General features: G+C 72.4%; 19 protein-coding genes. 12 read left to right on the top strand and 7 right to left on the bottom strand.

Features of this window, described 5'->3' with window-relative positions:
* Nucleotides 1-196: 196 nt before the first annotated feature.
* Entirely contained in the window at nucleotides 197-376 is a 180-nt protein-coding gene (locus tag VGO20_RS28215; RefSeq protein ID WP_327505757.1) for a hypothetical protein, read from the top strand.
* A 17-nt stretch (nucleotides 377-393) separates the two neighbouring features.
* Here the strand turns inward: VGO20_RS28215 and VGO20_RS28210 are convergent, their stop codons facing one another.
* The 3 genes from VGO20_RS28210 to VGO20_RS28200 all read right to left on the bottom strand — a co-directional run bounded on the left by VGO20_RS28210 (nucleotide 394) and on the right by VGO20_RS28200 (nucleotide 5223).
* Nucleotides 394-3855, bottom strand: coding sequence for a chromosome segregation SMC family protein (locus VGO20_RS28210; RefSeq protein ID WP_327505756.1), 3462 nt, complete (start codon nucleotides 3853-3855; stop codon nucleotides 394-396).
* A gap of 17 nt (nucleotides 3856-3872) precedes the next feature.
* Nucleotides 3873-4691, bottom strand: a complete 819-nt coding sequence (locus VGO20_RS28205; protein ID WP_327505754.1) for a DsbA family protein — start codon at nucleotides 4689-4691, stop codon at nucleotides 3873-3875.
* 67 nt (nucleotides 4692-4758) lie between these two features.
* Nucleotides 4759-5223, bottom strand: a complete 465-nt coding sequence (locus VGO20_RS28200) for a DUF721 domain-containing protein (RefSeq protein WP_327505753.1) — start codon at nucleotides 5221-5223, stop codon at nucleotides 4759-4761.
* 77 nt (nucleotides 5224-5300) lie between these two features.
* Here VGO20_RS28200 and mutY point away from each other — a divergent pair, with 77 nt between their 5' ends.
* Genes mutY through VGO20_RS28185 form a run of 3 tightly spaced genes read left to right on the top strand, consistent with a single transcriptional unit; the run spans nucleotide 5301 to nucleotide 7727 of the window.
* The gene (gene mutY / locus VGO20_RS28195; RefSeq protein ID WP_327505752.1) at nucleotides 5301-6377 is read left to right on the top strand and encodes an A/G-specific adenine glycosylase; all 1077 of its coding nucleotides are present in this window, start codon (nucleotides 5301-5303) and stop codon (nucleotides 6375-6377) included.
* Between the two features lie 13 nt (nucleotides 6378-6390).
* A complete protein-coding gene (locus VGO20_RS28190; RefSeq protein ID WP_327505751.1) occupies nucleotides 6391-7182 on the top strand; it encodes a DUF1194 domain-containing protein in 792 nt (263 codons plus the stop codon).
* Entirely contained in the window at nucleotides 7179-7727 is a 549-nt protein-coding gene (locus tag VGO20_RS28185) for a hypothetical protein (RefSeq protein WP_327505750.1), read from the top strand. Before VGO20_RS28190 ends, VGO20_RS28185 begins: the two co-directional genes overlap by 4 nt.
* A 168-nt stretch (nucleotides 7728-7895) precedes the next feature.
* On the opposite strand, the gene VGO20_RS28180 is transcribed toward VGO20_RS28185, so the two are convergent.
* The 3 genes from VGO20_RS28180 to VGO20_RS28170 form a co-directional block, all read right to left on the bottom strand.
* Nucleotides 7896-9188, bottom strand: a complete 1293-nt coding sequence (locus VGO20_RS28180; protein ID WP_327505749.1) for a TRAP transporter large permease — start codon at nucleotides 9186-9188, stop codon at nucleotides 7896-7898.
* Complete coding sequence (locus tag VGO20_RS28175) at nucleotides 9185-9748, bottom strand: TRAP transporter small permease (RefSeq protein ID WP_327505748.1); 564 nt, start codon at nucleotides 9746-9748, stop codon at nucleotides 9185-9187. Before VGO20_RS28175 ends, VGO20_RS28180 begins: the two co-directional genes overlap by 4 nt.
* 95 nt (nucleotides 9749-9843) lie before the next feature.
* Entirely contained in the window at nucleotides 9844-10872 is a 1029-nt protein-coding gene (locus tag VGO20_RS28170; protein WP_327505747.1) for a TRAP transporter substrate-binding protein, read from the bottom strand.
* Nucleotides 10873-11000: 128 nt separating this feature from the next.
* Here VGO20_RS28170 and VGO20_RS28165 point away from each other — a divergent pair, with 128 nt between their 5' ends.
* The 8 genes from VGO20_RS28165 to VGO20_RS28130 all read left to right on the top strand — a co-directional run bounded on the left by VGO20_RS28165 (nucleotide 11001) and on the right by VGO20_RS28130 (nucleotide 19319).
* Nucleotides 11001-11873 carry a M14 family metallopeptidase gene (locus tag VGO20_RS28165; RefSeq protein ID WP_327505746.1) on the top strand — a complete coding sequence of 291 codons (873 nt, stop codon included), beginning with the start codon at nucleotides 11001-11003 and terminating at the stop codon, nucleotides 11871-11873.
* Between the two features lie 102 nt (nucleotides 11874-11975).
* Nucleotides 11976-13073 (top strand): 4-hydroxyphenylpyruvate dioxygenase, encoded by a 1098-nt coding sequence (gene hppD / locus VGO20_RS28160; RefSeq protein ID WP_327505744.1) that lies wholly within the window; start codon nucleotides 11976-11978, stop codon nucleotides 13071-13073.
* The gene (locus VGO20_RS28155) at nucleotides 13070-14059 is read left to right on the top strand and encodes a fumarylacetoacetate hydrolase family protein (protein WP_327505743.1); all 990 of its coding nucleotides are present in this window, start codon (nucleotides 13070-13072) and stop codon (nucleotides 14057-14059) included. Before hppD ends, VGO20_RS28155 begins: the two co-directional genes overlap by 4 nt.
* Nucleotides 14056-15258: an alpha-hydroxy acid oxidase gene (locus tag VGO20_RS28150; RefSeq protein ID WP_327505741.1), complete on the top strand. Its 1203-nt coding sequence runs from the start codon at nucleotides 14056-14058 to the stop codon at nucleotides 15256-15258. Before VGO20_RS28155 ends, VGO20_RS28150 begins: the two co-directional genes overlap by 4 nt.
* A gap of 36 nt (nucleotides 15259-15294) precedes the next feature.
* Nucleotides 15295-16452 carry a homogentisate 1,2-dioxygenase gene (locus VGO20_RS28145; RefSeq protein ID WP_327505740.1) on the top strand — a complete coding sequence of 386 codons (1158 nt, stop codon included), beginning with the start codon at nucleotides 15295-15297 and terminating at the stop codon, nucleotides 16450-16452.
* A 113-nt stretch (nucleotides 16453-16565) separates the two neighbouring features.
* Entirely contained in the window at nucleotides 16566-17111 is a 546-nt protein-coding gene (locus VGO20_RS28140; RefSeq protein WP_327505739.1) for a MarR family winged helix-turn-helix transcriptional regulator, read from the top strand.
* 115 nt (nucleotides 17112-17226) lie between these two features.
* Nucleotides 17227-17805 carry a dihydrofolate reductase family protein gene (locus tag VGO20_RS28135; protein ID WP_327505738.1) on the top strand — a complete coding sequence of 193 codons (579 nt, stop codon included), beginning with the start codon at nucleotides 17227-17229 and terminating at the stop codon, nucleotides 17803-17805.
* A 206-nt stretch (nucleotides 17806-18011) separates the two neighbouring features.
* A complete protein-coding gene (locus tag VGO20_RS28130) occupies nucleotides 18012-19319 on the top strand; it encodes an IS4 family transposase (protein WP_327505737.1) in 1308 nt (435 codons plus the stop codon).
* Nucleotides 19320-19520: 201 nt separating this feature from the next.
* Here the strand turns inward: VGO20_RS28130 and VGO20_RS28125 are convergent, their stop codons facing one another.
* Nucleotides 19521-20771, bottom strand: coding sequence for an IS110 family RNA-guided transposase (locus VGO20_RS28125; RefSeq protein ID WP_327505736.1), 1251 nt, complete (start codon nucleotides 20769-20771; stop codon nucleotides 19521-19523).
* Between the last annotated feature and the right edge of the window lie 178 nt (nucleotides 20772-20949).

Here is a 20949-nt window from a genome sequence, read left to right as displayed (position 1 = left end):
TCTAGACTTGCCCTCGCGGCCCGGCCGCCCTATGTTTCGATGATCCGTGCACCGACGGCGGAACCCGCGTTCCGTCCGAGGGCACTCCAACCGGAGCTTTTCGTGAGCGACGACAGTCCGTCCAGCTAGGCGGACGATGGTTCAGTCATCGTCCGCCCGGCGTTTCGAAACCCTGTTTTGAACGTTGAGAGGTGCGATGATGACGCGCAATCTCGCAGTCGAGTTCCGAATCGCGGCCAACACGCTGCGCCAGCTTTCCAACCACGCCGACCCGCAGAAGGCCGAACGCGCGCGCCGCATCCTCGATGATCCGGCGCTGTTCCGTGCCTTCGTCGACCGCCGCAGCGAAGTCACGCGCCGGCGCCGGGACGAATAGCGCCCGGGCGGCAGGGGTCACGCGGCGCCGCGCAGCTCCTCGGCGGCGGTCAGGTCGACGGAGACGAGCTGGCTGATGCCGCGCTCGCCCATGGTGACGCCGAACAGCCGGTCCATGCGCGCCATGGTCAGGCGGTGATGCGTGATCAGCAGGAACCGCGTGTCGCCGCGCCGCGCCATCTCCTCGACCATGGTGCAGAACCGGTCGACATTCGCCTCGTCGAGCGGCGCGTCGACCTCGTCGAGCACGCAGACCGGCGCCGGGTTGCTCAGGAACACCGCGAACAGCAGCGACAGCGCGGTCAGCGCCTGCTCGCCTCCCGACAGCAGCGACAGCACCTGGAGCTTCTTGCCCGGAGGGCTCGCGTAGATCTCCAGCCCGGCGTCCAGCGGGTCCTCCGCCTCGGTCAGCTTGAGCTGCGCCCGGCCGCCGCCGAACAGGCGCACGAACATCTCCTGGAAATGCCCGTCGACGGCCACGAAGGCGGCGAGCAGGCGTTCGCGCGCCTCCTTGTTGAGGCTCGATATGCCCTGGCGCAGCCGCCCGATCGCCGAGACCAGGTCGGCGCGCTCGGCCTGCATTCCCGCGATCTGCTGCTCCAGCTCGTTCGCTTCCGCCTCGGCGAGCAGGTTGACCGGGCCCATGCCCTCGCGCTCGCGCACCAGCTTCTCCAGCCGCTGCTCGACCGAGGCGAGCTCGGGCAGGTCGTCGCCCTCGCCCAGGCCGGCGACCTCCGCGACGCGCGCGGGCTCGCAGTCCAGCTTCTCCAGGATGCGCTCGCGCAGCGTGCCCTGCATCTGGCGCGTGGCGGCCACGGCGCCTTCGGCGCGCACGCGCTCCTCCCGCGCGCCCGAAAGCTCGCCCTCGGCCTGCTTCAGGCGGCGCTCCGTCTCGGCGAGCTGCCGCTCGGCCGCGGCCAGCGTCTCGCCGGCCCGCTTGCGCGCGCGCTCGGCCTCGGCGATCCGCTCCTGGAGCGCCGCGCGCTCGTGCGCGATCTCGATCGGGCGCCCGGCCAGCTCCTCCAGCTCGGTCCGCGCCGTCTCCGACCGCTCCATCAGCTCGGCCAGCCGCTCGTCGGCCCCGGCCGAACGCGACGTCCATGAGCGCTCCTCGGCGGCGATCGCGGCCAGCCGCTGGCGCCGGCCCTGGGCGTCGCGCAGCAGCCGGTCGAGGGCGTTCTGGATCTCGGCCTGGCGGGTCCGCCGTTCGGCCAGCTCGGCGCGCATCTCCGCGATCCTGCCGCGCGCCTCGCCGGCCTCGGCCAGCCCGGCCAGCGCCTCGCGGGCCTGGGCCGCCTGGCCCAGCGCGTCCCGGCGGTCGGCCTCGAGCCGCCCGGCCGCCTCGTCGAGCGCTTCGATCCTGGAGCGGGCCGCCGCGGAGGCCTGGGCGAGCCTGGCATGGGCGTCGCGCGCCCGGCCGGCCGCTGCGAAGGCGGCGCGCACGCCGTCGCGCGCCTCGCGGTCGCGCGCGCCGGCGTCCTCGGCGGCCCGCCGGGCCTCCTCCAGCGCCCCGTCCGTCACGGCCAGGCGCTCCTCGGCGTCCTCCAGCTCCCGGCGCAGCTCGGCCAAGCGGTTCTTCTGCTTCAGGCGTATCGCCGCCGCGGTCGGCGTGCCGGCCGCGACCGACAGCCCGTCCCAGCGCCAGCAGCCGCCGTCGCGCGTCACCAGCACCTGGCCCGGGGCGAGGGCGGCCATCAGGCCGTGCGCCTCCTGCGCGCCGGCGACGACGCCGACCAGCGCCAGCCCGCGCGCGAGCGCCGGCGGCCCCTCGACCTGCGCCGAAAGCGGCTCGGCCCCGGCGGGCAGGGGCGGCGGTGCGGGGAAGGGGGGCAGCGCGCGCCAATGCACCGGCGCCGCCTCGTCCAGCGGCGCCGCCAGGTCCTCCCCGAAGGCGGCGGCGAGCGCGCCCTCGTATCCCGGCCGTGCGTCGACCTCGTCGATCAGCGGGCGGAAGCCGTCGCCGGCCCCGGCACCCAGCAGCTCGGCCAGGGCCGCCGCCTCGGCCTGGAGCTTCGCGCCCACGGCCCGGGCCTGCTGCTGGGCCTCGCGCGCCCGGCCGACCGCGGCGTCGGCCGCCGCCTTGGCCGCCTCCGCCGCCTCGGCCTGCTCGCGCGCCTGCTCCAGCGCCTCCTCCGCCGCGAAGACGGCAGCCTCGGCCTCGTCCAGGCTGGCCTCGGCGCCCAGCTCCCGCTCCAGCGCCACGCGCTGGTCCCGCAGCTCCGCGAGGCGCCGCTCGGCCGTGTCCAGCCGGCGGGCGATCTCGCCGGCCTGGCGCTGCAGTGCGGCGCGCTGCGCCTCGTCGGCCGCCGCCGTCTCGGTCAGGCGGGTCAGCGCCCGGTCCAGCGCGTCGACGGTCTCGCGGATCTCGGCCTGGGCGTCGCGGGCGGCCTCCTCCCGCATCGCCTCGTCGCCCTGGGCCTCGACCAGCGCCTCGCGTTCCTCGGCCAGCCGGGCAAGTGCCGCGGCCGCGTCCTCGGCCAGCGCGCGTTCGCGCGCGAGGTCGGTCGCGACCTGGGCGATGCGGCGCTGGTTCGCGGCCTGGGCCTCGGCGATCCGCTTCTCCTCGGCGTCGAGCTGCTCGCGCGCCAGGACCAGGCGCTGCAGCGCCGCGGCCGCCGCGGCCTCGGCCTGGCGCAGCCCGGGCAGGCCGGCCGCGTCCTCGGCCCGGCGCCCGGTCTCGTGGGCGACGCTTCCCATCAGCTCGCGCACGCGCCCCTCGGCCGCCTCGAAGCCGGCCAGGGCCGCGCGCAGCGCCGCCTCGGCCGCGGTCCAGCGCAGGTGCAGCAGCACCGCCTCGGCGCGCCGGACATGCTCGGACAGGGCGCGGTACCGGCTCGCCTGCCGGGCCTGCTTCTTCAAGGTGGCGAGCTGGGCCTCCATGGTGACGATGACGTCGTCGAGCCGGCCGAGATTGGCCTCGGCGGCCTTGAGGCGCAGCTCGGCCTCGTGGCGGCGCGAATGCAGGCCGGTGATGCCTGCCGCCTCCTCCAGCAGCAGGCGGCGCTCGGTCGGCTTGGCGTTGATCAGCGTGCCGATCCGGCCCTGGCTGACCAGCGCCGGGGAGTTCGCGCCGGACGCGTTGTCGGCGAACAGGAGTTGGACGTCGCGGGCGCGCACCGACTTGCCGTTGATGCGGTAGTCGGAGCCCGAGCCCCGCTCGATCCGCCGCAGGACCTCCAGCTCGTCGTGCTCGTTGAAGCCGGCCGGGGCGGTCCGCCGGGTGTTGTCGAGGACGAGCGCCACCTCGGCGACGTTGCGCGCCGCCCGGCGGTCGGTGCCGCCGAAGATGACGTCGTCCATGTCGCCGCCGCGCATCCGCTTGGCCGAGGTCTCGCCCATGACCCAGCGCAGCGCTTCGACGAGGTTGGACTTGCCGCAGCCGTTGGGGCCCACGATCCCCGTCATGCCCGGCTCGATCACGAGCTCGGTCGGATCGACGAAGGACTTGAACCCCGACAGGCGCAGCTTGACGAACTGCACGGAAACCCGGGTCCCGCTCAGTCCGCCAGCCCGTCGAGCACGTCCGCGAAGACGTCGATGGGCTGGTTGCCGGCGATGATCTCCTGCTCGTCGCCGGCGACGATCACGAAGCTCGGCGTGCTGCGGATGTCATACTTGTTCTGGGCGTCGAGGCGCATCTGCAGGATGCCGTTGCTGAGCTCCTCGTTGGCGAGGCAGGCCGCGAACTCGTCCTCGCCGACGCCGGCCAGCCGCGCGGTCTGCCCCAGCGCCTTCGCCGGGTCGGCGCTCCGGCTCCAGGTCTCCTGGCTGCGGAACAGCACGTCGAGGAAGCCGTAGTAGCGCTCCGGCGGCGAGCAGCGGGCGATCATCGCGGCCTGAAGTGCGGCGGGATCGAAGGGGAAGTCCCGGTAGACGAGCTTGACCTTGCCGGTGTCGATGTAGCGCTTCTTCAGCTCGGCCAGCGTCTGGGTGTGGAAGGCGGCGCAGTGCGGGCAGGTCAGCGACGAGTAGTCGAAGATCGTGACCGGCGCCGCGGGATCGCCGAGCACCCTGTCGGCCAGCATGTCCGCGGTCGTGCGCGGAGCCTCGGCCGCCGGCGCGGTCGCCTGCGCCACGGAAGTGGTCGCGGCAGCGGTCGCCGGGGCGGCGTCGCCGGCCGAGACCGGTGCCGGGGCCGGCGCCTGGACCGGTGCCTGGGCCGTCTGGGCTGGCACCGGCGTCTGGAGCGGCACCTGGGCCGCCGGCGCGGCCATCACTTCCGGCTCCGGTTTCGACGGGGTCGCGTTGAGCAGCGTCGCGCCCACCCCGCCTACGATCACGGTACCTACGGCCAAACCCATCATGTAGCGGCGCACTGGTTCCTCCTGCGCACAAGATGTTGTAACATAAAGGCATTACCCCGCCGGGGCAAGGTCGCGGGGATCACTCCCGTCCCCTGGCGGCCATCGCCCGGCCCAGCGCGAGCATCGCCTCCCTCAGCTCCTCGTCCTCGATCCCCTCGACGGTGGCCCGGATGCGGGCCTCGTCCGCCTCGGTGAGCCGCCGCTTCGGCGGGGCGCGGCGTTCGGCCTGCCGGGGCGGCGCCTGCACCAGGCGGATGCGAGCGACGGCGGCGAACCCGAAGAAGCCGTTGATCCGCTCCAGGACCTGGGGTTCCGCGTGCTGGAACTCCAGCGCCGCGCCGCCATGGGTGCGCAGCGTCAGCGTCGCCCCGTCGCGCCGGCCCGCCGGGAACGACAGCTTCACCGGCGTGCTGCGCGCGCCGAGCTCCGGCCCGACCACGGCGCTCCACTCCATCAGCAGCGTGCCGTAGGCCTGGCCGTGGCGGCCGAGCGCCTTCCCGGTGAGCTTCGGGAGCAGGCGGGCGAGCGGACGAGGACCGGTCATGGCCTGGACTCCCGGGAATGCATTCGGTGGGCACGGACCCCATTGTTAATGCACCGCATCATCTGCAACAACACGCCATGCCCATCGAGACTCAAAACCCGGCCGGGCTGGCCGGCCGCATGCTGGACTGGTACGACCGCCACCGGCGCGTCCTGCCGTGGCGCGCCGGACCCGGCGACCGCCCCGATCCCTACCGCGTATGGCTGTCGGAGATCATGCTCCAGCAGACCACCGTCGCGACGGTGGGACCCTATTTCACCTCCTTCGTCGGACGCTGGCCGACGGTCGAGGCGCTCGCCGCCGCCGAACTCGACGACGTCCTGCGCGCCTGGGCCGGCCTCGGCTACTACGCGCGGGCCAGGAACCTGCACCGGTGCGCGCGCGTGGTCGCCGCCGACCATGGCGGCCGGTTCCCCGACCATGAGGAGGGATTGCGGCAACTTCCTGGCATCGGCGACTACACGGCCGCGGCGGTCGCGGCGATCGCCTTCGACCGGCCGGCCGCCGTGCTCGACGGCAACATCGAGCGCGTGATCGCGCGCATGTTCGCGGTCGAGGAGCCGCTGCCGGGGGTCAAGCCGAAGCTGCGCGCGCTCGCCGGCACGCTGACCCCGTCCCGGCGCCCGGGCGACTACGCGCAGGCGCTGATGGACCTCGGCTCGTCGGTCTGCACGCCGCGCCGGCCGCGCTGCATCCTGTGCCCCTGGGCGGACGCCTGCGCCGCGCGGCGCGCCGGCATTGCCGAGGAGTTGCCGCGCCGCCGGGCCAAGGCGGCCAAGCCGACGCGCCGCGGCGTCGCCTTCTGGCTGCTGGACGCCGGGGGATCGGTCCTGCTGCGCCGCCGGGCCGAGGAGGGGCTGCTCGGGGGCATGATGGAGGTGCCCTCGACCGCCTGGGCGGAAGGGCCCGCCCCGACCCTGGCCGCGGCGGCGTCGCAGGCGCCGGCCCGTGCCGACTGGCGCCCGCTGCCGGGCGTCGTCCGCCATACATTCACCCATTTCCACCTCGAACTTTCGGTCGTCGCGGGCGTCAGCCGGGACGGGTCGGCCCCGGCGGGTGCGTGCTGGGCGCCCGTCGACCGGCTCGGCGAGCATGCGCTGCCCACCGTGATGCGCAAGGTGGTCCGGCACGCGCTGGCGGCCGGCGAAGGCTGAGGAGGAAGGCGGGGTGGGGTGGGATGCAATGCGGCGGGGCCTCGCCGCGGGCCTGGTCATGTGTCTGGTCGCGGGCGTCCTGCCGGCGGCCGCGGCCGCGCAGGAGCCGGTCGACCTCGAACTCGTGCTGACGGTCGACGCGTCGGCGAGCGTCACCGGCGGGGCGATGGAATTCCAGCTGCGCGGCCACGCCGCGGCGCTGCGCGACCCGCGGGTGGCGGCGGCGGCGACCTCGGGGCCGAACGGCGCGATCGCGGTCACGCTGGCCGGCTTCGCCGGTCCCGGCGCCTTCGACGTCCTCGTGCCCTGGACGCGGATCGCCGACGCGCAGGACGCGGCCGCCTTCGCCGAGCGCGTCGAGGCGTCGCTGCGTCCGGTGCGGGCCGGGAACACGGCGCTCGGCAGCGCGATCGACGCGGCGGTCCTGCTGTTCGGGGACGACGGGTTCGAGGGCGGGCGCAAGGTCGTCGACCTGGTCGCGAACGGCTTCTCGAACGCCGGCCCGCCGGTGGAGGACGCGCGCGACCGCGCGGTGGCGGCGGGCGTGACGGTCAACGGGCTCGCGATCCTGGACGAATACGCCTGGCTCGACGCATACTTCTCCGAAAGCGTGATCGGCGGGCCCGGCGCCTTCGTGCGTACTGCCGAGAACCGGGACAGCTTCGCCGACGCGATCCTCTACAAGCTGATCGACGAGATCGTGGAGGGGCCCGCGGACGTTCCCGGACCGATCCTCGCGATGGCCGGCTCCGGCGGACAGGGGCCCGGCGGATGGGGTGTGGGCGGACAGGGGGGACCGCGATGACAGACCTGCTGCCCAGGATGACGGTTGCGGCACTCGTCGTGCTGGCGGCGGCGTCGCCCGGCGCCCTGGCCCAGGAGGCGACCGCGGCCATAGCGCCACCGCCGGTCCGGTCGATGGACGCGCCCGCCGGCTTCGAGGCGCTGATCGGCCTGATCGAGGGCGCGCTCGGCCGGCCGCTGGCCGAGGACGAGAGGACGCGGTGCGAGGATGCCGCCCGGCGCGCGTCGGCGGCGCTGCGCGAGCGCGACCTGATGTTCCTTCACGCGGTCGCCGACCTCCTGCGCCTTTCGCCGGAGCAGCTCACGGCCATGGCGCCCTCCGGGGGCATCGGCGGGGCGGCGTTCGAACGTGAATTGCGGCCGCGGATCGAGAGTGCGCTCGGCCGGCGCCTGGGCCCGCGCGAGCGCGAGCGCATCCGCGCCGTCGACGCGGAGCGGCGCCAGTGGATCGCCCCGCTGCGCGACGCGCTCGCGCGCGAGCTGGCGGAGGCGATCGACGCGGAAGCCGCCCGGCTCCGCCCCCTCCTGCCGCATGCGGGGTTTTAGAGCGGCGGGGGCGCGGCTGCGCCCCTGAACGTTTCCGGATGAACCGGAAACGTTCAGGGATTTCGTGTTCCTCACGCGCCGGCGCCGCATCCGCGGCTTTGCTTTCGCCCCTGGCGGGGCGGGGGCGCGGTCGCGCCCCTGAGCGTTTCCGGCTTCACCCGGAAACGCTCACCTCATGGAGGCCGGGAGCACGAGGGCGATCGCGGGAACGAGCACGAGGATCGCCAGCCTGACGAGGTCGGCGAGGAGGAAGGGGACGATCCCGCGGTAGATCTTCATCAGCGGGATCTCCGGGTTCAGCGTCCGGATGATGAAGAGGTTCATGCCGATCGGCGGCGAGATCATGCCCAGCTCGATCGCGACGACGACGACGATCCCGAACCAGACGAGGTCGTAGCCGAGATCGGCGACCAGCGGCGCGAACAGCGGCACCGTCAGCAGCAGCATGGCCAGGCTGTCGAATACGCATCCCAGCACCAGGTAGATCGCGACGATGGCCAGGACGACGAGGATCGGCGCCAGGCCGAGCGACTGCACCAGTTCCGAGAGCAGCGCCGAGAACCCGCTGAACACCATGACGTTGGAGAACAGCAGCGCTCCGATCAGCACGAACAGCAGCACCGCCGTCATGACGCCGGCCTCCAGCGCCGCGGCGAGGATGTCGCCCGCCCCCAGGCTCCGGCGCAGGACGCCGATGGCGAGCGCGCCGAACGCGCCGATGCCGGCCGCCTCGGTCGCGCTGAACACGCCGAGATAGATGCCGCCGATCACGACCGAGAAGAGCAGCGCGACCGGCCAGACCCCGATCACCGCGGCCCAGCGGTCGGTCTTGTCCGAAACGGCGGCCGCCGGCGCCAGCTCCGGGCGCAGCCCGACGGCGACGGCGATCGCGCAGATGTAGAGCAGCGCTCCCAGAAGCCCGGGCAGGATGCCGGCGAGGAACAGGTCGCCGATGCTCTGCTCCGTGATCGTGCCGTAGATCACCAGGATGATGCTCGGCGGGATCAGGATGCCCAGCGTCCCGCCGGCGGCGACGGCGCCGGTCGCGAGCCCGTCGTCATAGCCGAAGCGCTTCATCTCCGGCATCGCGACCGAGCCCATGGTCGCCGCGGTCGCGAGGCTCGACCCGCATACCGCGCCGAACCCGGCGCAGCCCGCGATCGTCGCCATCGCGAGGCCGCCGCGCACCCGGCCCAGGAACGCGTTGGAGGCGTCGTAGAGCGTCGAGGCGATGCCGGCCCTGGCGATCAGGTTGGCCATGAACAGGAACAGCGGCAGGACCGACAGGGTGTAGCCGTTGGCCGTGTCGAACGCGGTCTGCGACAGCATGGCGCCGGCGGCCTTCAGGCCGATGACGGCGGTCAGGCCGGCGAAGCCGACGCCGCCCAGCGCCACCGCGAGCGGCACCCCGAAGGACAGCAGGCCGAAGACCGCGACGAAGGAGAGGATGGCGACGCTCACGTCGATGCTCCGCGCAGCGCGGTCCGGGCATGCGCCGCCCAGACCAGGGCGGCGGCGGCGAAGGCGACCGCGGCCGCCCAGGTCGCGAGGTGCCAGGGCAGGCCGAGCCAGGGCGTCCGGTCCCCATACGCCATCAGCTTCAGGGCGAACTGGACCGAGAAGAAGGAAAGCAGCGCCGCGAACGCGCAGCTCAGCAGGTTGGCGGCCAGGCCGGCGATCCTGGCGCCCCGGCCGCGGAACCGCGCGGAGACGACGTCCACGACGATGTGCTGCCGGTGCAGGGTCGCGACCGGCAGGCCGGCGAAGAACAGCAGCGCCATCAGGAACTGTATCGCCTCCTGGCTCCATGGCAGCGGCTGCGCGAAGACGTAGCGGAACAGGACGTCCCAGCAGGTCACGAGGCACATCGCCGCGATGGCGAGCACGCAGACCGCCTGGAAGAGGCGCTCGACGAGGCGGACTGGCGCAGGGCGGCCTTCGGCCGCCGGGACTGCCAAATGGCGGCCCTCGGCCGGGCCTGGCGCAAGGCGGCCGTTGGCCGCCGGGGATGGTTCCGGCATTCCTCGCTCCCGGTTCGGCGGAGGGTCTTGGATGCGTCCGTCCGGTGCGCGGGGGCGCACCGGACGGATGCGCTGTATCCTATCCGCGAACCGGGCTAGCGGGCGCCGGCGAGCTCGCGGATCCGGTCCAGCGCCTTGCGGCCGTCGACGTTCTTCTCGGCGGCCTCGGCGATCCAGGCCTCCTCCAGCGGCGCGACGCGCGCCTTGATCTCGGCGAGCAGCGCCCCGTCGGCGACGACCCTCTCGGCCCCCTTCTCCTCCATCAGCGCGATGGCCGAGGCGTCCGCCTTGTCCCACGCCCTGCCGCCGAGCCGCGCCAGCGCCTCGCCGGAGACCGACCAGACCGCGTCCTGGTCCTCCTTCGACAGGCCGTCCCAGGCGTCCTGGTTCATGATGATGTAGACGGCGGAGTTGTAGAGGCCGCCGGGCACCGCGAACTGGCCCTTCACCACGTCGTGCAGCTTGTAGGATTCATAGGCCTCGTGCGTGAAGAAGGCGCCGTCGACGACGTTGCGCGAGATCATCTCGTGCACCTCGCTCGACGACGACTGGACGGCGACCGCCCCCAGTGCCTGCGCGACCTCCTGCGGGGTCTTGCCGCCAACCCGGAACTTCCGGCCCTCGAACTCCTCGATCGAGCGCGGCGGCGCGTCCGTCGTGTAGATCGTGCCGGGGCCGGTCGTGTAGACGGCGAGGACCTTCACCCCCGCGAACTCGTCGGCGGCGGCGAACATCTCCTCGTGGACCTTCCAGTAGGCGACGGAAAGCGCTTCCGCGTTGTCGCCGAGGAACGGCAGGTCGAGCGCCTTGGTCAGGGTGAACCGCCCCGTCGTGTAGGCCGGGACGCCCCAGGCGACGTCGACCCCGCCGCTCTCGACCAGGTCGAACATCCGCGGCGGCGCGGCGACGGTCGTCGGCAGGATCTCCACCTTGACCCGCCCCTCGGTGGCCTTCGCCACGCTCTCGGCCCAGGGCTTGAACACGTCGACGACCTGCCCGTGCATCGGCGGCAGGAAGTTGTTGAAGCGCAGGACCGTCTCGGCGTTCGCGGCCTGCGCGCCCAGCGCCTGTGCCCCCAATGCCAGCGCCGCGCCCGCGATCGCGTGTTTCAGCAGTCCTTTCACGGCCGTCCTCCCCAAGGTTCTTGCTTTCGGTAAGGGTCAACGCTAGCAGCGGCCAAAATAACTTGCAATATGAAAATATTTCGATTTGAATGCATGTGCAAGGATCTGGCGGCGAGGGGAGGGGCGCGGTGGGGGACGCGGTGAGGGGCGCGGTGAAGGACATGGTGGACGTTCGCGCGGCGGCGCCGGGGCCCATGGCGCTGGTCACGGTCCTGATGCATGGCGACGAGACCTGCGGGCTCGACGTCCTGGAGGCCGCGCGCGACCCGGGCTTCGCCATCGCGCGCGGCCGCCTGGTGGTGATCGCCATGAACCCCCGCGCGCACGCGGCGCCGGAGGGGCCGCGGCGCCATCTCGGGGTCGACATGAACCGCATCTGGTCCGAAGCCGCGCTGGAGGCGGACGGCGCCGAGGCGCGGCGGGTCCGGCTGCTGCTGCCCCTGATGCGCGAGGCCCACGCGATCCTCGATCTGCACTCGATGCCGGAGCAGGAGCGGACGTTCCTGCTCGTCTCCGCGGACCGGCCGGCCTCCCTCGGCCTGGCGCGCCTGCTGGGCGAGGTGATTCCCCGCACGCTGGTGGCGCCGCGAGCAGCACAGCGGGGCTGCGCCATGTTCGAGACCGACCTGCTGGCACCGTCGGTCCCGATCGTCGTCGCCGAATGCGGGCGCCATGCCCGGCCCGAGGCGGGCGAGGTCGCCCGGGCGGTCTTCCTGTCGTTCCTGGAGGCGCTGATGCTCGTCGAGCCGCGCGCGCCACAACGGCCGCGCGTGCGCGAGGACGCCGTCACCTACGAGATCACGCGGGAGGTCGTGCTGCGGCACGGGCCGCTCCGCCTCGCCAAACCCTTCTCCGGCTTCGACCCCGTCGCCAGGGGGGAGGTGTTCGCCTTCGACGGCGACGTGGCGCTCGTGGCGGAGGAGGACTGCGTGGTCGTGCTGACCCGCAACGCGCTCCGGCCCGGCGACGAGGCGCTGACCCTCGCGCGGCGCAGGGCGTGAAGCCGGGGCTTTTTGAGTGCGACCGGATGTTGACATAAAGAAATATTTTCAATATGAAATCAAAAAGCGAGCAGTGCGGAAATGGACGCGAAGGAGCATGCCATGGGCGTTCCCATCGATAAGGACGACGGCCGGACCCTGGACAATCCCGTCGGAACCGACGGCCTGTCGTTCGTGGAGTTCAGCGCGGCGGACACGGCGCCCATCGCGAGCCTCCTCGGCCGCCTCGGCTTCGAGGAGGTGGCGAGGCACAAGAGCCGCTCGATCGCGCTGTGGCGCCAGGGCGGGATCGACGTCCTGCTGAACGACGACCCGTCGACCTACGGCGTCGGGTTCGCGAAGCTGCACGGCCCCTGCATCTCGGCGATCGCGTTCCGCGTCGCGGACGCCGGCCTGGCGCGCAGGCGCGCGCTCGACAACGGCGTGGTCGACTATGCCGGCGACCGCGGCGCGCTTTCGGTCGACGCGCCCGCCCTGGACGGGATCGGGCACAGCCTGCTCTATCTCGTCAGCCCGGAGGTCGAGCGGGCGGTGAAGGAAGGGGAGTTCGTCCCGCTGCGCGGCGACGTCCTGCCGGAGGTCGCCGGCGCCGGCTTCACGGTCATCGATCACCTGACCCACAACGTGATGGCCGGCAACCTGGAGCGCTGGGCGGGCTTCTACCGCGACGCGTTCAACTTCCGCGAGGTGTTCTACCTGGACGCCAAGGGGCAGAAGACCGGCTTCCGCACCCGGGCGATGAAGAGCCCCTGCAACGGGATCTGCATCCCCGTCAACGAGCCGACGGACCCGAAGTCGCAGGTCCAGGAATACATAGACGAGTACAAGGGCGAGGGCGTGCAGCATCTCGCGCTGCTGAGCGGCGACCTCGTGCGCAGCGTGGAGCGGATCGCGGGGAACGGCATCCCCGTGATGGACATCCCGGACTCCTATTACGAGGCGATCGACGCGCGGATGCCCGGGCACGGCCAGGACGTCGCCCGGCTGCGCGCCAACGCGATCCTCGTCGACGGCGACCGCCGGGAGGACGGGAGCTGGAGCATCCTGCTCCAGCTCTTCTCCAGGAACCTGGTGGGGCCGATCTTCTTCGAGTTCATCGAGCGCAAGGGCAACGAGGGGTTCGGCAACAACAACGCGATCGCCCTGTTCGAGGCGATCGAGCGCGACCAGATCAAGCGCGGCGTCGTGGACGCCCGATGAAGCTCGCGACGCTCAGGGACGGGACCCGCGACGGAAGGCTGGTCGTCGTCAGCCGCGACCTGCGCCGGGCGGTGCCGGCCGGGTGCCGGCGCCTGCAGGACGCCCTCGACGACTGGGAGTGGCACGTCCCGGCCCTGCGGGAGGCGTCCGACGCCCTCAACGCGGGCCGGGCGCCGCAGGCCTTCGACCTCGACCCCGGCCGGCTGATGGCGCCGCTGCCGCGCGCCTACCAGTGGCTCGACGCCAGCGGCTATCTCAACCATGTCGAGCTCGTGCGCCGGGCGCGCGGCGCCGACCTGCCGCCCAGCCTCTACGAGGAGCCGATCATGTACCAGGGGGCGGGCGACACGCCGCTCGGCCCCACCGACCCGATCGAGGTGGACGACCCGGAGCTGTGGGGCGCCGACTTCGAGGCCGAGGTGGTCGTCGTCACCGCCGACTGCCCGCAGGGTGCGACCCGGGAGGAGGCCGCGCGCTCGATCCTCCTGGTCGGCCTGGTCAACGACGTGTCCCTGCGCGGGCTGATCCCGCACGAGCTGCGCAAGGGCTTCGGCTTCGTCCACGGCAAGCCCGCCAGCGCGTTCTCGCCGGTCTTCGTCACGCCGGACGAGCTGGGCGAGGCGTGGGACGGGGCGAAGCTGTCGCTTCCCCTGGTCGTGCGCCTCAACGGCGAGGTCGTCGGCCGGCCGAACGCGGGCGCCGACCTCACCTTCGACTTCCCGGCGCTGATCGTCCATGCGACCGCGACGCGCCGGCTGTCCGCCGGCACCGTCGTCGGGTCGGGCACCGTCTCCAACCGGGACCGGAGCACCGGCGTCTGCTGCCTGGTCGAGCGGCGGACGGTCGAGCAGCTCGAGCACGGCGAGGCGAGGACGCCCTATCTGCGGCACGGCGACCGCGTGACGATCGAGATGCGCGACGCCGACGGGCGGACGATCTTCGGCGCGATCGACCAGCAGGTGGCACCGCCCTCGAGGTGTGTATGAACGCGGCCAGGTTGGGGCGGGCGCGCAACGTCGACGACGTGCGCGCGGCGGCCAGGTCCCGGCTGCCGCGCGCGGTGTTCGACTTCGTCGACGGCGGCGCGGACGACGAGGAGGCCCTGCGGGCCAACCGCCGGCAGTTCGAGGCCTATGCGCTGTCGACCCGCGTCGCGGTCGGGGCCGCGGCGCGCGACCAGTCCCGGCGGCTGTTCGGCCGGACCTTCGCCTCGCCCTTCGGCATCGGCCCCACCGGCCTCGCGGGGCTCGTCTGGCCGGGGGCCGAGCTCCACCTGATGCGGGCGGCCGAGGCGTTCGACGTGCCGTTCACGCTCAGCACCGTCTCGAGCGTCGGCATCGAGGAGATCGGCGCCGCGGCCGGGCGGCCGCACTGGTTCCAGCTCTACATCTTCCGCGACCGCGCGATCTCCCATCGCCTGGTCGAGCGCGCCGCCGCCGCGGGGTTCGAGACGCTCGTCGTCACGCTCGACTGCCCGGTCGGCGGCAACCGCGAACGCGACCTGCGCAATCGCTTCACTCTTCCCTACCGGCCGTCGCCGGCGGGCATCCTCGACGCGGCGCGCCGGTTCTCGTGGCTGATGCAGATGCTGCGCCACGGCGCCCCGCAACCGCGCAACATGATGGAGGCCGCGCGCCGGTCCGGCGCGCAGACCCTGCTCGCCTTCATGGAAGGCCAGCTCGACCCGGGCGTCACCTGGGAGGACGTGCGCGAGGTCCGCAGGCGCTGGAACGGCCCCCTTGTCGTGAAGGGCATCCTGTCGCCGGCCGACGTCCGGCAGGCGCTCGACGCCGGCGCCGACGGCATCGTCGTCTCCAACCATGGCGGCCGGCAGCTCGGCGCGGCCGTGCCGCCGATGGTAGCACTCCCGCGCATCCTCGCGGCGGCCGGCGGCCGCCTGACCGTCCTGTGCGACAGCGGCTTTCGCAGGGGCACCGACATCCTCAAGGCCCTGGCGCTGGGGGCCGACGGCGTGCTGATGGGCCGCCCGACCCTCTACGGCGTCGCGGCCGCGGGCGAGGCCGGGGCCCGGCACGTCCTCGACCTGCTGAGGCGGGAGGTCGACCGCGGCATGGCGCTCCTGGGGTGCCCGACGCTCGCCGATCTCGCAGGCGACCGGATCGTCGCGCACGCCCCCGCCGAGCGCGGGCGGGAAGCGCAGCCGGTCGCCGGGCCCGGCTACTGAAACGACGACAACGACAAGGCGCCGGCGGAGGAAGACATGGCCAGATCGCACGACGTTTCGCTCCCGCGCATCGAGGGGCGCTCCTCCCGCCAGGCCCATGCGGACCTGCCCGAGGGGACCTTCGAGAGGGAGCTCGGGCGCGAGGGCTTCTTCGGCCCGGCGACGATGATGTACCACACGCATCCCCCGACCGGCTGGACGAGCTGGTCGGGGCCGCTGCGCCCGCGCGCCTTCGACCTCGCCGCGATCGGCGACCTGGGGCCGGGCGTGTGGGACGCGCCGGCCATCCTGCACAACGCCCATGTCAGGATGCGCTTCTGGCGGCTGGCCGGCGACATGGACCACCTCGCGCGCAACGCCGACGGCGACGAGCTGCTGTTCGTCCATTCCGGCGCCGGGCACCTCTACTGCGACTACGGGCACCTGGAGTTCGGCACGGGCGACTACATCCTGCTGCCGCGCTCGACGATGTGGCGCATCGAGGCCGCGCGGCCGGTGGAGCTGCTCCTGTTCGAGGCGACCGGCGGGGCGCTGAGGACCCCGGACCGCGGCCTGGTCGGGCGCCACGCGCTGTACGACGAGGCCGTGCTCGACACGCCGGCGATCGACGAGGCGTTCAAGGCCCAGCAGGGCGAGCGGGAGTGGCGCGTCGTCATCCGCCGCCGGGGCGAGCTGTCCTGCGTCGTCTATCCCTTCAACCCCCTCGACGCGGTCGGCTGGCACGGCGACCTCGTGCCGGTCAGGCTGAACGTCCGGGACATCCGCCCGCTGTCGTCGCACCGCTACCACCTGCCGCCCTCGGCGCACACGACCTGGGTCGGCAGCCGCTTCGTCATCTGCACCTTCGTGCCGCGCCCGTTCGAGACCGACCCGGCCGCGATCAAGGTGCCGTTCTTCCACAACAACGACGACTACGACGAGGCGGTCTTCTATCATTCCGGCGACTTCTTCTCCCGCGACAACATCCATCCCGGCATGGTGACGCTGCATCCCTGCGGCTTCACCCACGGCCCCCATCCCCAGGCGCTCAAGGGCATGTACAAGCCCAGGAACGCCATGACGAACGAGTACGCGGTGATGCTGGATGCGCGCGACGCCCTCGACGTCGGCGAGGCGGCGAAGGCAGTCGAGTTCGACGGCTACGCCGAAAGCTGGAAGACCGCGGGCAAGGTGGCCGCGCCGGCGGTCGAATGACGCGGGCCGCGAATGTTTGCGCGCGCAAAGAGTTGGTGATACTGCGAGGCCCGGCGCCGAAGCGATGCGCATGGGCTTCGCTTTCCGATCGACCCTGACGGGCTGGAGAAGCTGTGAGTAGGACGAGGATTTCTTCCGGGGATGCCGGCCCGGACGCCGAAGGGCAGGGGGCGGACATCCTGCTGATCGACGACTGGGTGCCGTACCAGTTCTCCTATGTCTCCAACCAGGTCAGCCTGTACCTGGAAAGCTTCTACAGCACGCGCTTCGGCCTGAGCGTGACGGGCTGGCGGGTGATGGCGATCCTGGGGATGCACGCCCCGCTGTCGGCCAAGGAGCTGGCGGAGCACACGGCCATGGACCAGGTCCAGGTGACGCGGGCGATCAACCAGCTATCGAGGATCGGCATGGTCAGCCGCCGGGTGGACCCCGCGGACCGCAGGAAGGTGTCGCTGCGCCTGAGCCGCCACGGCAAGGAGGTCTACGACCAGATCGTGCCCCATGCGAGGAGCATCGAGCGCGAGCTGCTGTCGGTGCTCACCGAGGAGGAGCGCGCCTGCATGCTCGCCTCGGTGAGGAAGGTCGTCGCCCGCGCCCGCCGGATCTTCGAGAGCCCGGCCGCCGACCGGGACCGGGAAGAGGCGCCGAGCCACGCCTGAGCCCGCCCCGGTCCCCGCCAATGGAGAAATCGTCTCGCCGGCCTGTCGGCATGCCGGGCCCGGGATCGTCTTTCCTGCAGACGCTTCATGCGACACGAAAGGAAAGGGGCTCGCCATGCCGCGCAGGATCATCGTCACCCAGTACGCCTCCCTCGACGGCGTCATCCAGGACCCCGTGGGCATGGAGGGGTCGGGACTGGGCGACTGGACCGGCCCGTTCACCCGCGGGCCCGAGGGCGACAGGTTCAAGCACGAGGAGCTCATGGCCGCCGGGGCCATGATCTTCGGCCGCGTGACCTATGACGGCTTCGCCGCGGTCTGGCCGATGGTCGACGACCCGGAGGGCTATGCCGCGCGCATGAACGCCCTGCCGAAATACGTGGCGTCGAGGACGCTGGAAAGCGCTTCGTGGAACAACTCGACGCTGATCACGGGCGACTTGGCCGAGGCGGTCCGGGACGTCAAGGCCGGGTCCGGCGGCGACGTCCTGATCTTCGGCAGCGCCTCGATCGTGCATCAGCTGCTGCCGCACGGCCTGATCGACGAGTTCAGGCTGATGGTCTACCCGACGGTCCTGGGCCGGGGCATCCGCCTGTTCCCGGACGGGGTGGCGGTCCGCCTCGACCTCGTCGAGAACCGGCGGTTCGGCGACGGCATCGTGCTGCTGCGCTATGTGCCCTCCGCGCGAGCATAATCAAATATTCCCTCTCCCTGTGGGCTACGCTATGCACAGAAGTTTTGCGGCTCTCCGTAAGTGAAAGGGTAATACGCCCGATCATCGCCCAAGTGTGTTGAATGGAAAGACATCCAGAACACACGGACATGGTTGGGGTTGGTTACGATGTTGGTGAGTTTGGGGATCGGCGCCTGGCGGGGACAGTGGAGGAACTTTTACACCGGATGGTGGACAGGCGGACGGTGTGCTTGCGCCGTCTTGGTGGCGGACGGTGCGACGAGGTGCGCTTCGGGCGCGCCTTGCGCAACCCGCGGGTCGGTGTGAGCGAGATGCTGGTCCACGCCGCCGAACCGCTGGCCCTGGCCGCGCGCGGGCGCCATGTGCTTGCGATCCAGGATACCACCGAACTGAACTACCAGGGGCATGCCGGACGTGTCCGAGGGCTGGGGCCGGTCGGCAACGGCAGCGACGTCGGGCTGTTCTTGCATGCGGTCGTCGCCGTGGATGCGCAGGAGACGACCTGTCTGGGCCTGTGCGGAGCGGAGCTGTGGACCCGGGGGCCCGGCCGGGTCGGCCCGCGTCACGAGCGTCAGACGCAGGACAAGGAGTCGCGGCGCTGGCTGGCGGGAGCCGAGGCGGCCCATGACACGCTGGCGACGGCGGACCGGGTCACCGTGGTCAGCGATGCCGAATCCGACGACTACGCCCTGTTCGTGCACTGCCGTGAACTCGGCTGCGAGGTGCTAGTGCGCCAGCGCAGCGACCGTAAGCTGGCCGACGGCGCCAGCCTGTTCGAGCACGTGGCCGCCCAGCCGGTGGCGGAGCGCTTCACCCTCGAGCTTTCGGCCGGCAGCACGCGCGGCCAGCGCCGGCCCGCACGCCAGGCCAGGCTGGATGTGCGCTTTGCCCCGGTCCGGGTGCGCCGGCCGGCACGGGCCGGGGCCGAAGCGCCGGGCGAGCTGGAGTTGTGGGCGGTGGACATCCGCGAGGTGAACATCGATGAGACGGCCCCCCGCTCGGGCCCGCCGATCCACTGGCGGCTGCTGACCAGCCACGAAGTCGCCGACGGCGCCCAGGCTTGCCGTGTTGCCCGCTGGTACGCCAGCCGCTGGACGGTGGAGGAGGTCTTCCGCCTGCTCAAGCGTCAGGGCCTGGACGTCGAGTCCAGCCAGGTCGAGCAGGCCGACGCGCTGGAGAAGTTGGCGGTGCTGGCGCTGATTGCGGCCGTGCGCATCCTGCAACTGGTGCGGGCTCGCGATGGTCGCGACCGCCGCACCGCCGCCGAGCTGTTCCGCACCGACGAGATCGAGGTCTTGCGCGCGCTGCTGCCCGGTCGGGAGGGCAAGACCCTCAAGCAGAAGAACCCCCATCCTCCAGACAGCCTCGCCTGGGCCGCCTGGATCATTGCCCGCCTCGGCGGCTGGAAGGGTTACGCCAGCGAAGCTCCTCCGGGACCCGTAACCTTTGCTCATGGCCTGAGAGAATTCTCAGCAATCTACAGAGGCTTCATCCTCGCAAAGTTCTGTGCATAGCGTAGCCCTGTGGGAGAGGACTCCCCACCGTTGAGTCAAGGGCGAGAGCAACGGCTTGAGCCGAGGGTGATGATGGCCTCGTCGGTCCAGGGGCGTAAAGCCGGGCGCTGCGCGCCCCCGCCTTCGGCGGCTTCGGGCTTGACGCCCCCGGCCCGCCGGGGCCCCTGCTCCGCCATCGGCTTCAAGGCCGGATCGCGTTGCTCAGGCCGGCGCGGGCTGGGCGGCGGCGCGCTGAGGATCGAAGAGCTCGCGCCGCCGGAGCAGCGTGCAGGCAAGGGCGATCAGGCGGTCGCCGACGGTGCGCAACGCGCGGGCATGGGAGTGGCCGCGCGCGCGCAGGGCCTGGTAGCGGCACCGGCAGGCCGGGTCGTGCTGGCAGGCGACCCGGGCCCAGTGATAGACGGCTTCGCGCAAGCGCCGGCTGCACGCCCATCGGATATGGACGACGCACTGCTTGCCGCTGCGCCGGGTCACCGGCGCCACCCCGCACCGGGTGCGCAAAGCATGATAATCTCGTCGGCGCAGAGCCTCGCCGGCCTCTGCGAGCAGCATGGCGAGGACGATCCTTCCCACTCCGGGCACAGAGCGCAGGATCGTCACGTCATGCTGCTCCCCCGGCTGCCCCGGCTCGGCCTCGCCGTCGGCCAGGGCCGAGCAGAGGGTGTCGAGGCGGGCTTCGGCCTCGGCCAGCTGGCGCTGGACCAGGCGCAGGCGGGCGATGAGCTGGCGGATGTGGGCCTGCGCCGCCTCGGCCGTGCCCGGCGCCACCCGCAGCGCGGGCTGGCGCAGACGGCCGAGCACGCCCTCGGCGTCGAGGCGGCGGATCCGATGACGCTTGAGCAGCGCTTCGACGGTGCCGTGGCGCAGCCGCCGGACCCGCTCGGGCGTCGGGGCGAGCTCCCACAAGGCGAGGCGCCAGGGGGCGCCGACGTCGTCGCCCAGGGCCAGCATCTGCGGGTAATAGCGCCACAGCTGCTGGTACAGCCGGTTGCCCAGGCGGGTGCGCTCCCGGCGGAGCTCCTCGGCGATGCGCGACCATTCGCGCAGCTCGAGCACCAGCGGCTCTTCCGGCGCCAGCGCGCGGAAGCAGGCCGGGTCGGTGCGCAACGAGGCGGCCAGCACCCGGGCATCGCGGCGGTCGTCCTTGGCGCCGGCGACGGAGAAGCGGTCCCGGAAGCGGTCGAGCTGCTTGGGGTTGACGGCAAAGACCCGGAAGCCGCGTTCGAGCAGGGCCTCGACCACCGGGCCGTGGCAGGTCTCGATGGCGACCGCGATGCGCTCGGGCGCCAAGCCGGTCCGGGCGACCAGCCAGTCGCACAGCTCGGTCAGGCCGGGGCCGCTGTGCGCGATGCGGCGCTCGCCCAGGGGCTCGCCCCGTGTGTCGAGCAGGAAGGCCTGATGCTCGGTGCCGGCCCAATCGATGCCGGCGTAGGACTCCGGAGGATCGGTCATGAGCAATCTCCTCGGCTTGAGCCGGGCGGCCATGACGCCGAGCCATCCCTGTACTGGCGCTCGCGGCGCAACTCCCCACTGGGCATGCGTCACGGCTAGCCGCCGGGGCACGTGTCCTCTCCTGGTGCTCGGGGCACGGGAAGGGGAAGGTTGCTCCCGGCGGCGTCGCCCGAATGCC

It is taken from the genome of Arenibaculum sp. (genome assembly GCF_035998295.1).
In the GTDB taxonomy this organism is placed as follows: domain Bacteria; phylum Pseudomonadota; class Alphaproteobacteria; order Azospirillales; family Azospirillaceae; genus DASYHS01.
This window is presented reverse-complemented; position numbering and strand designations above follow the sequence as displayed.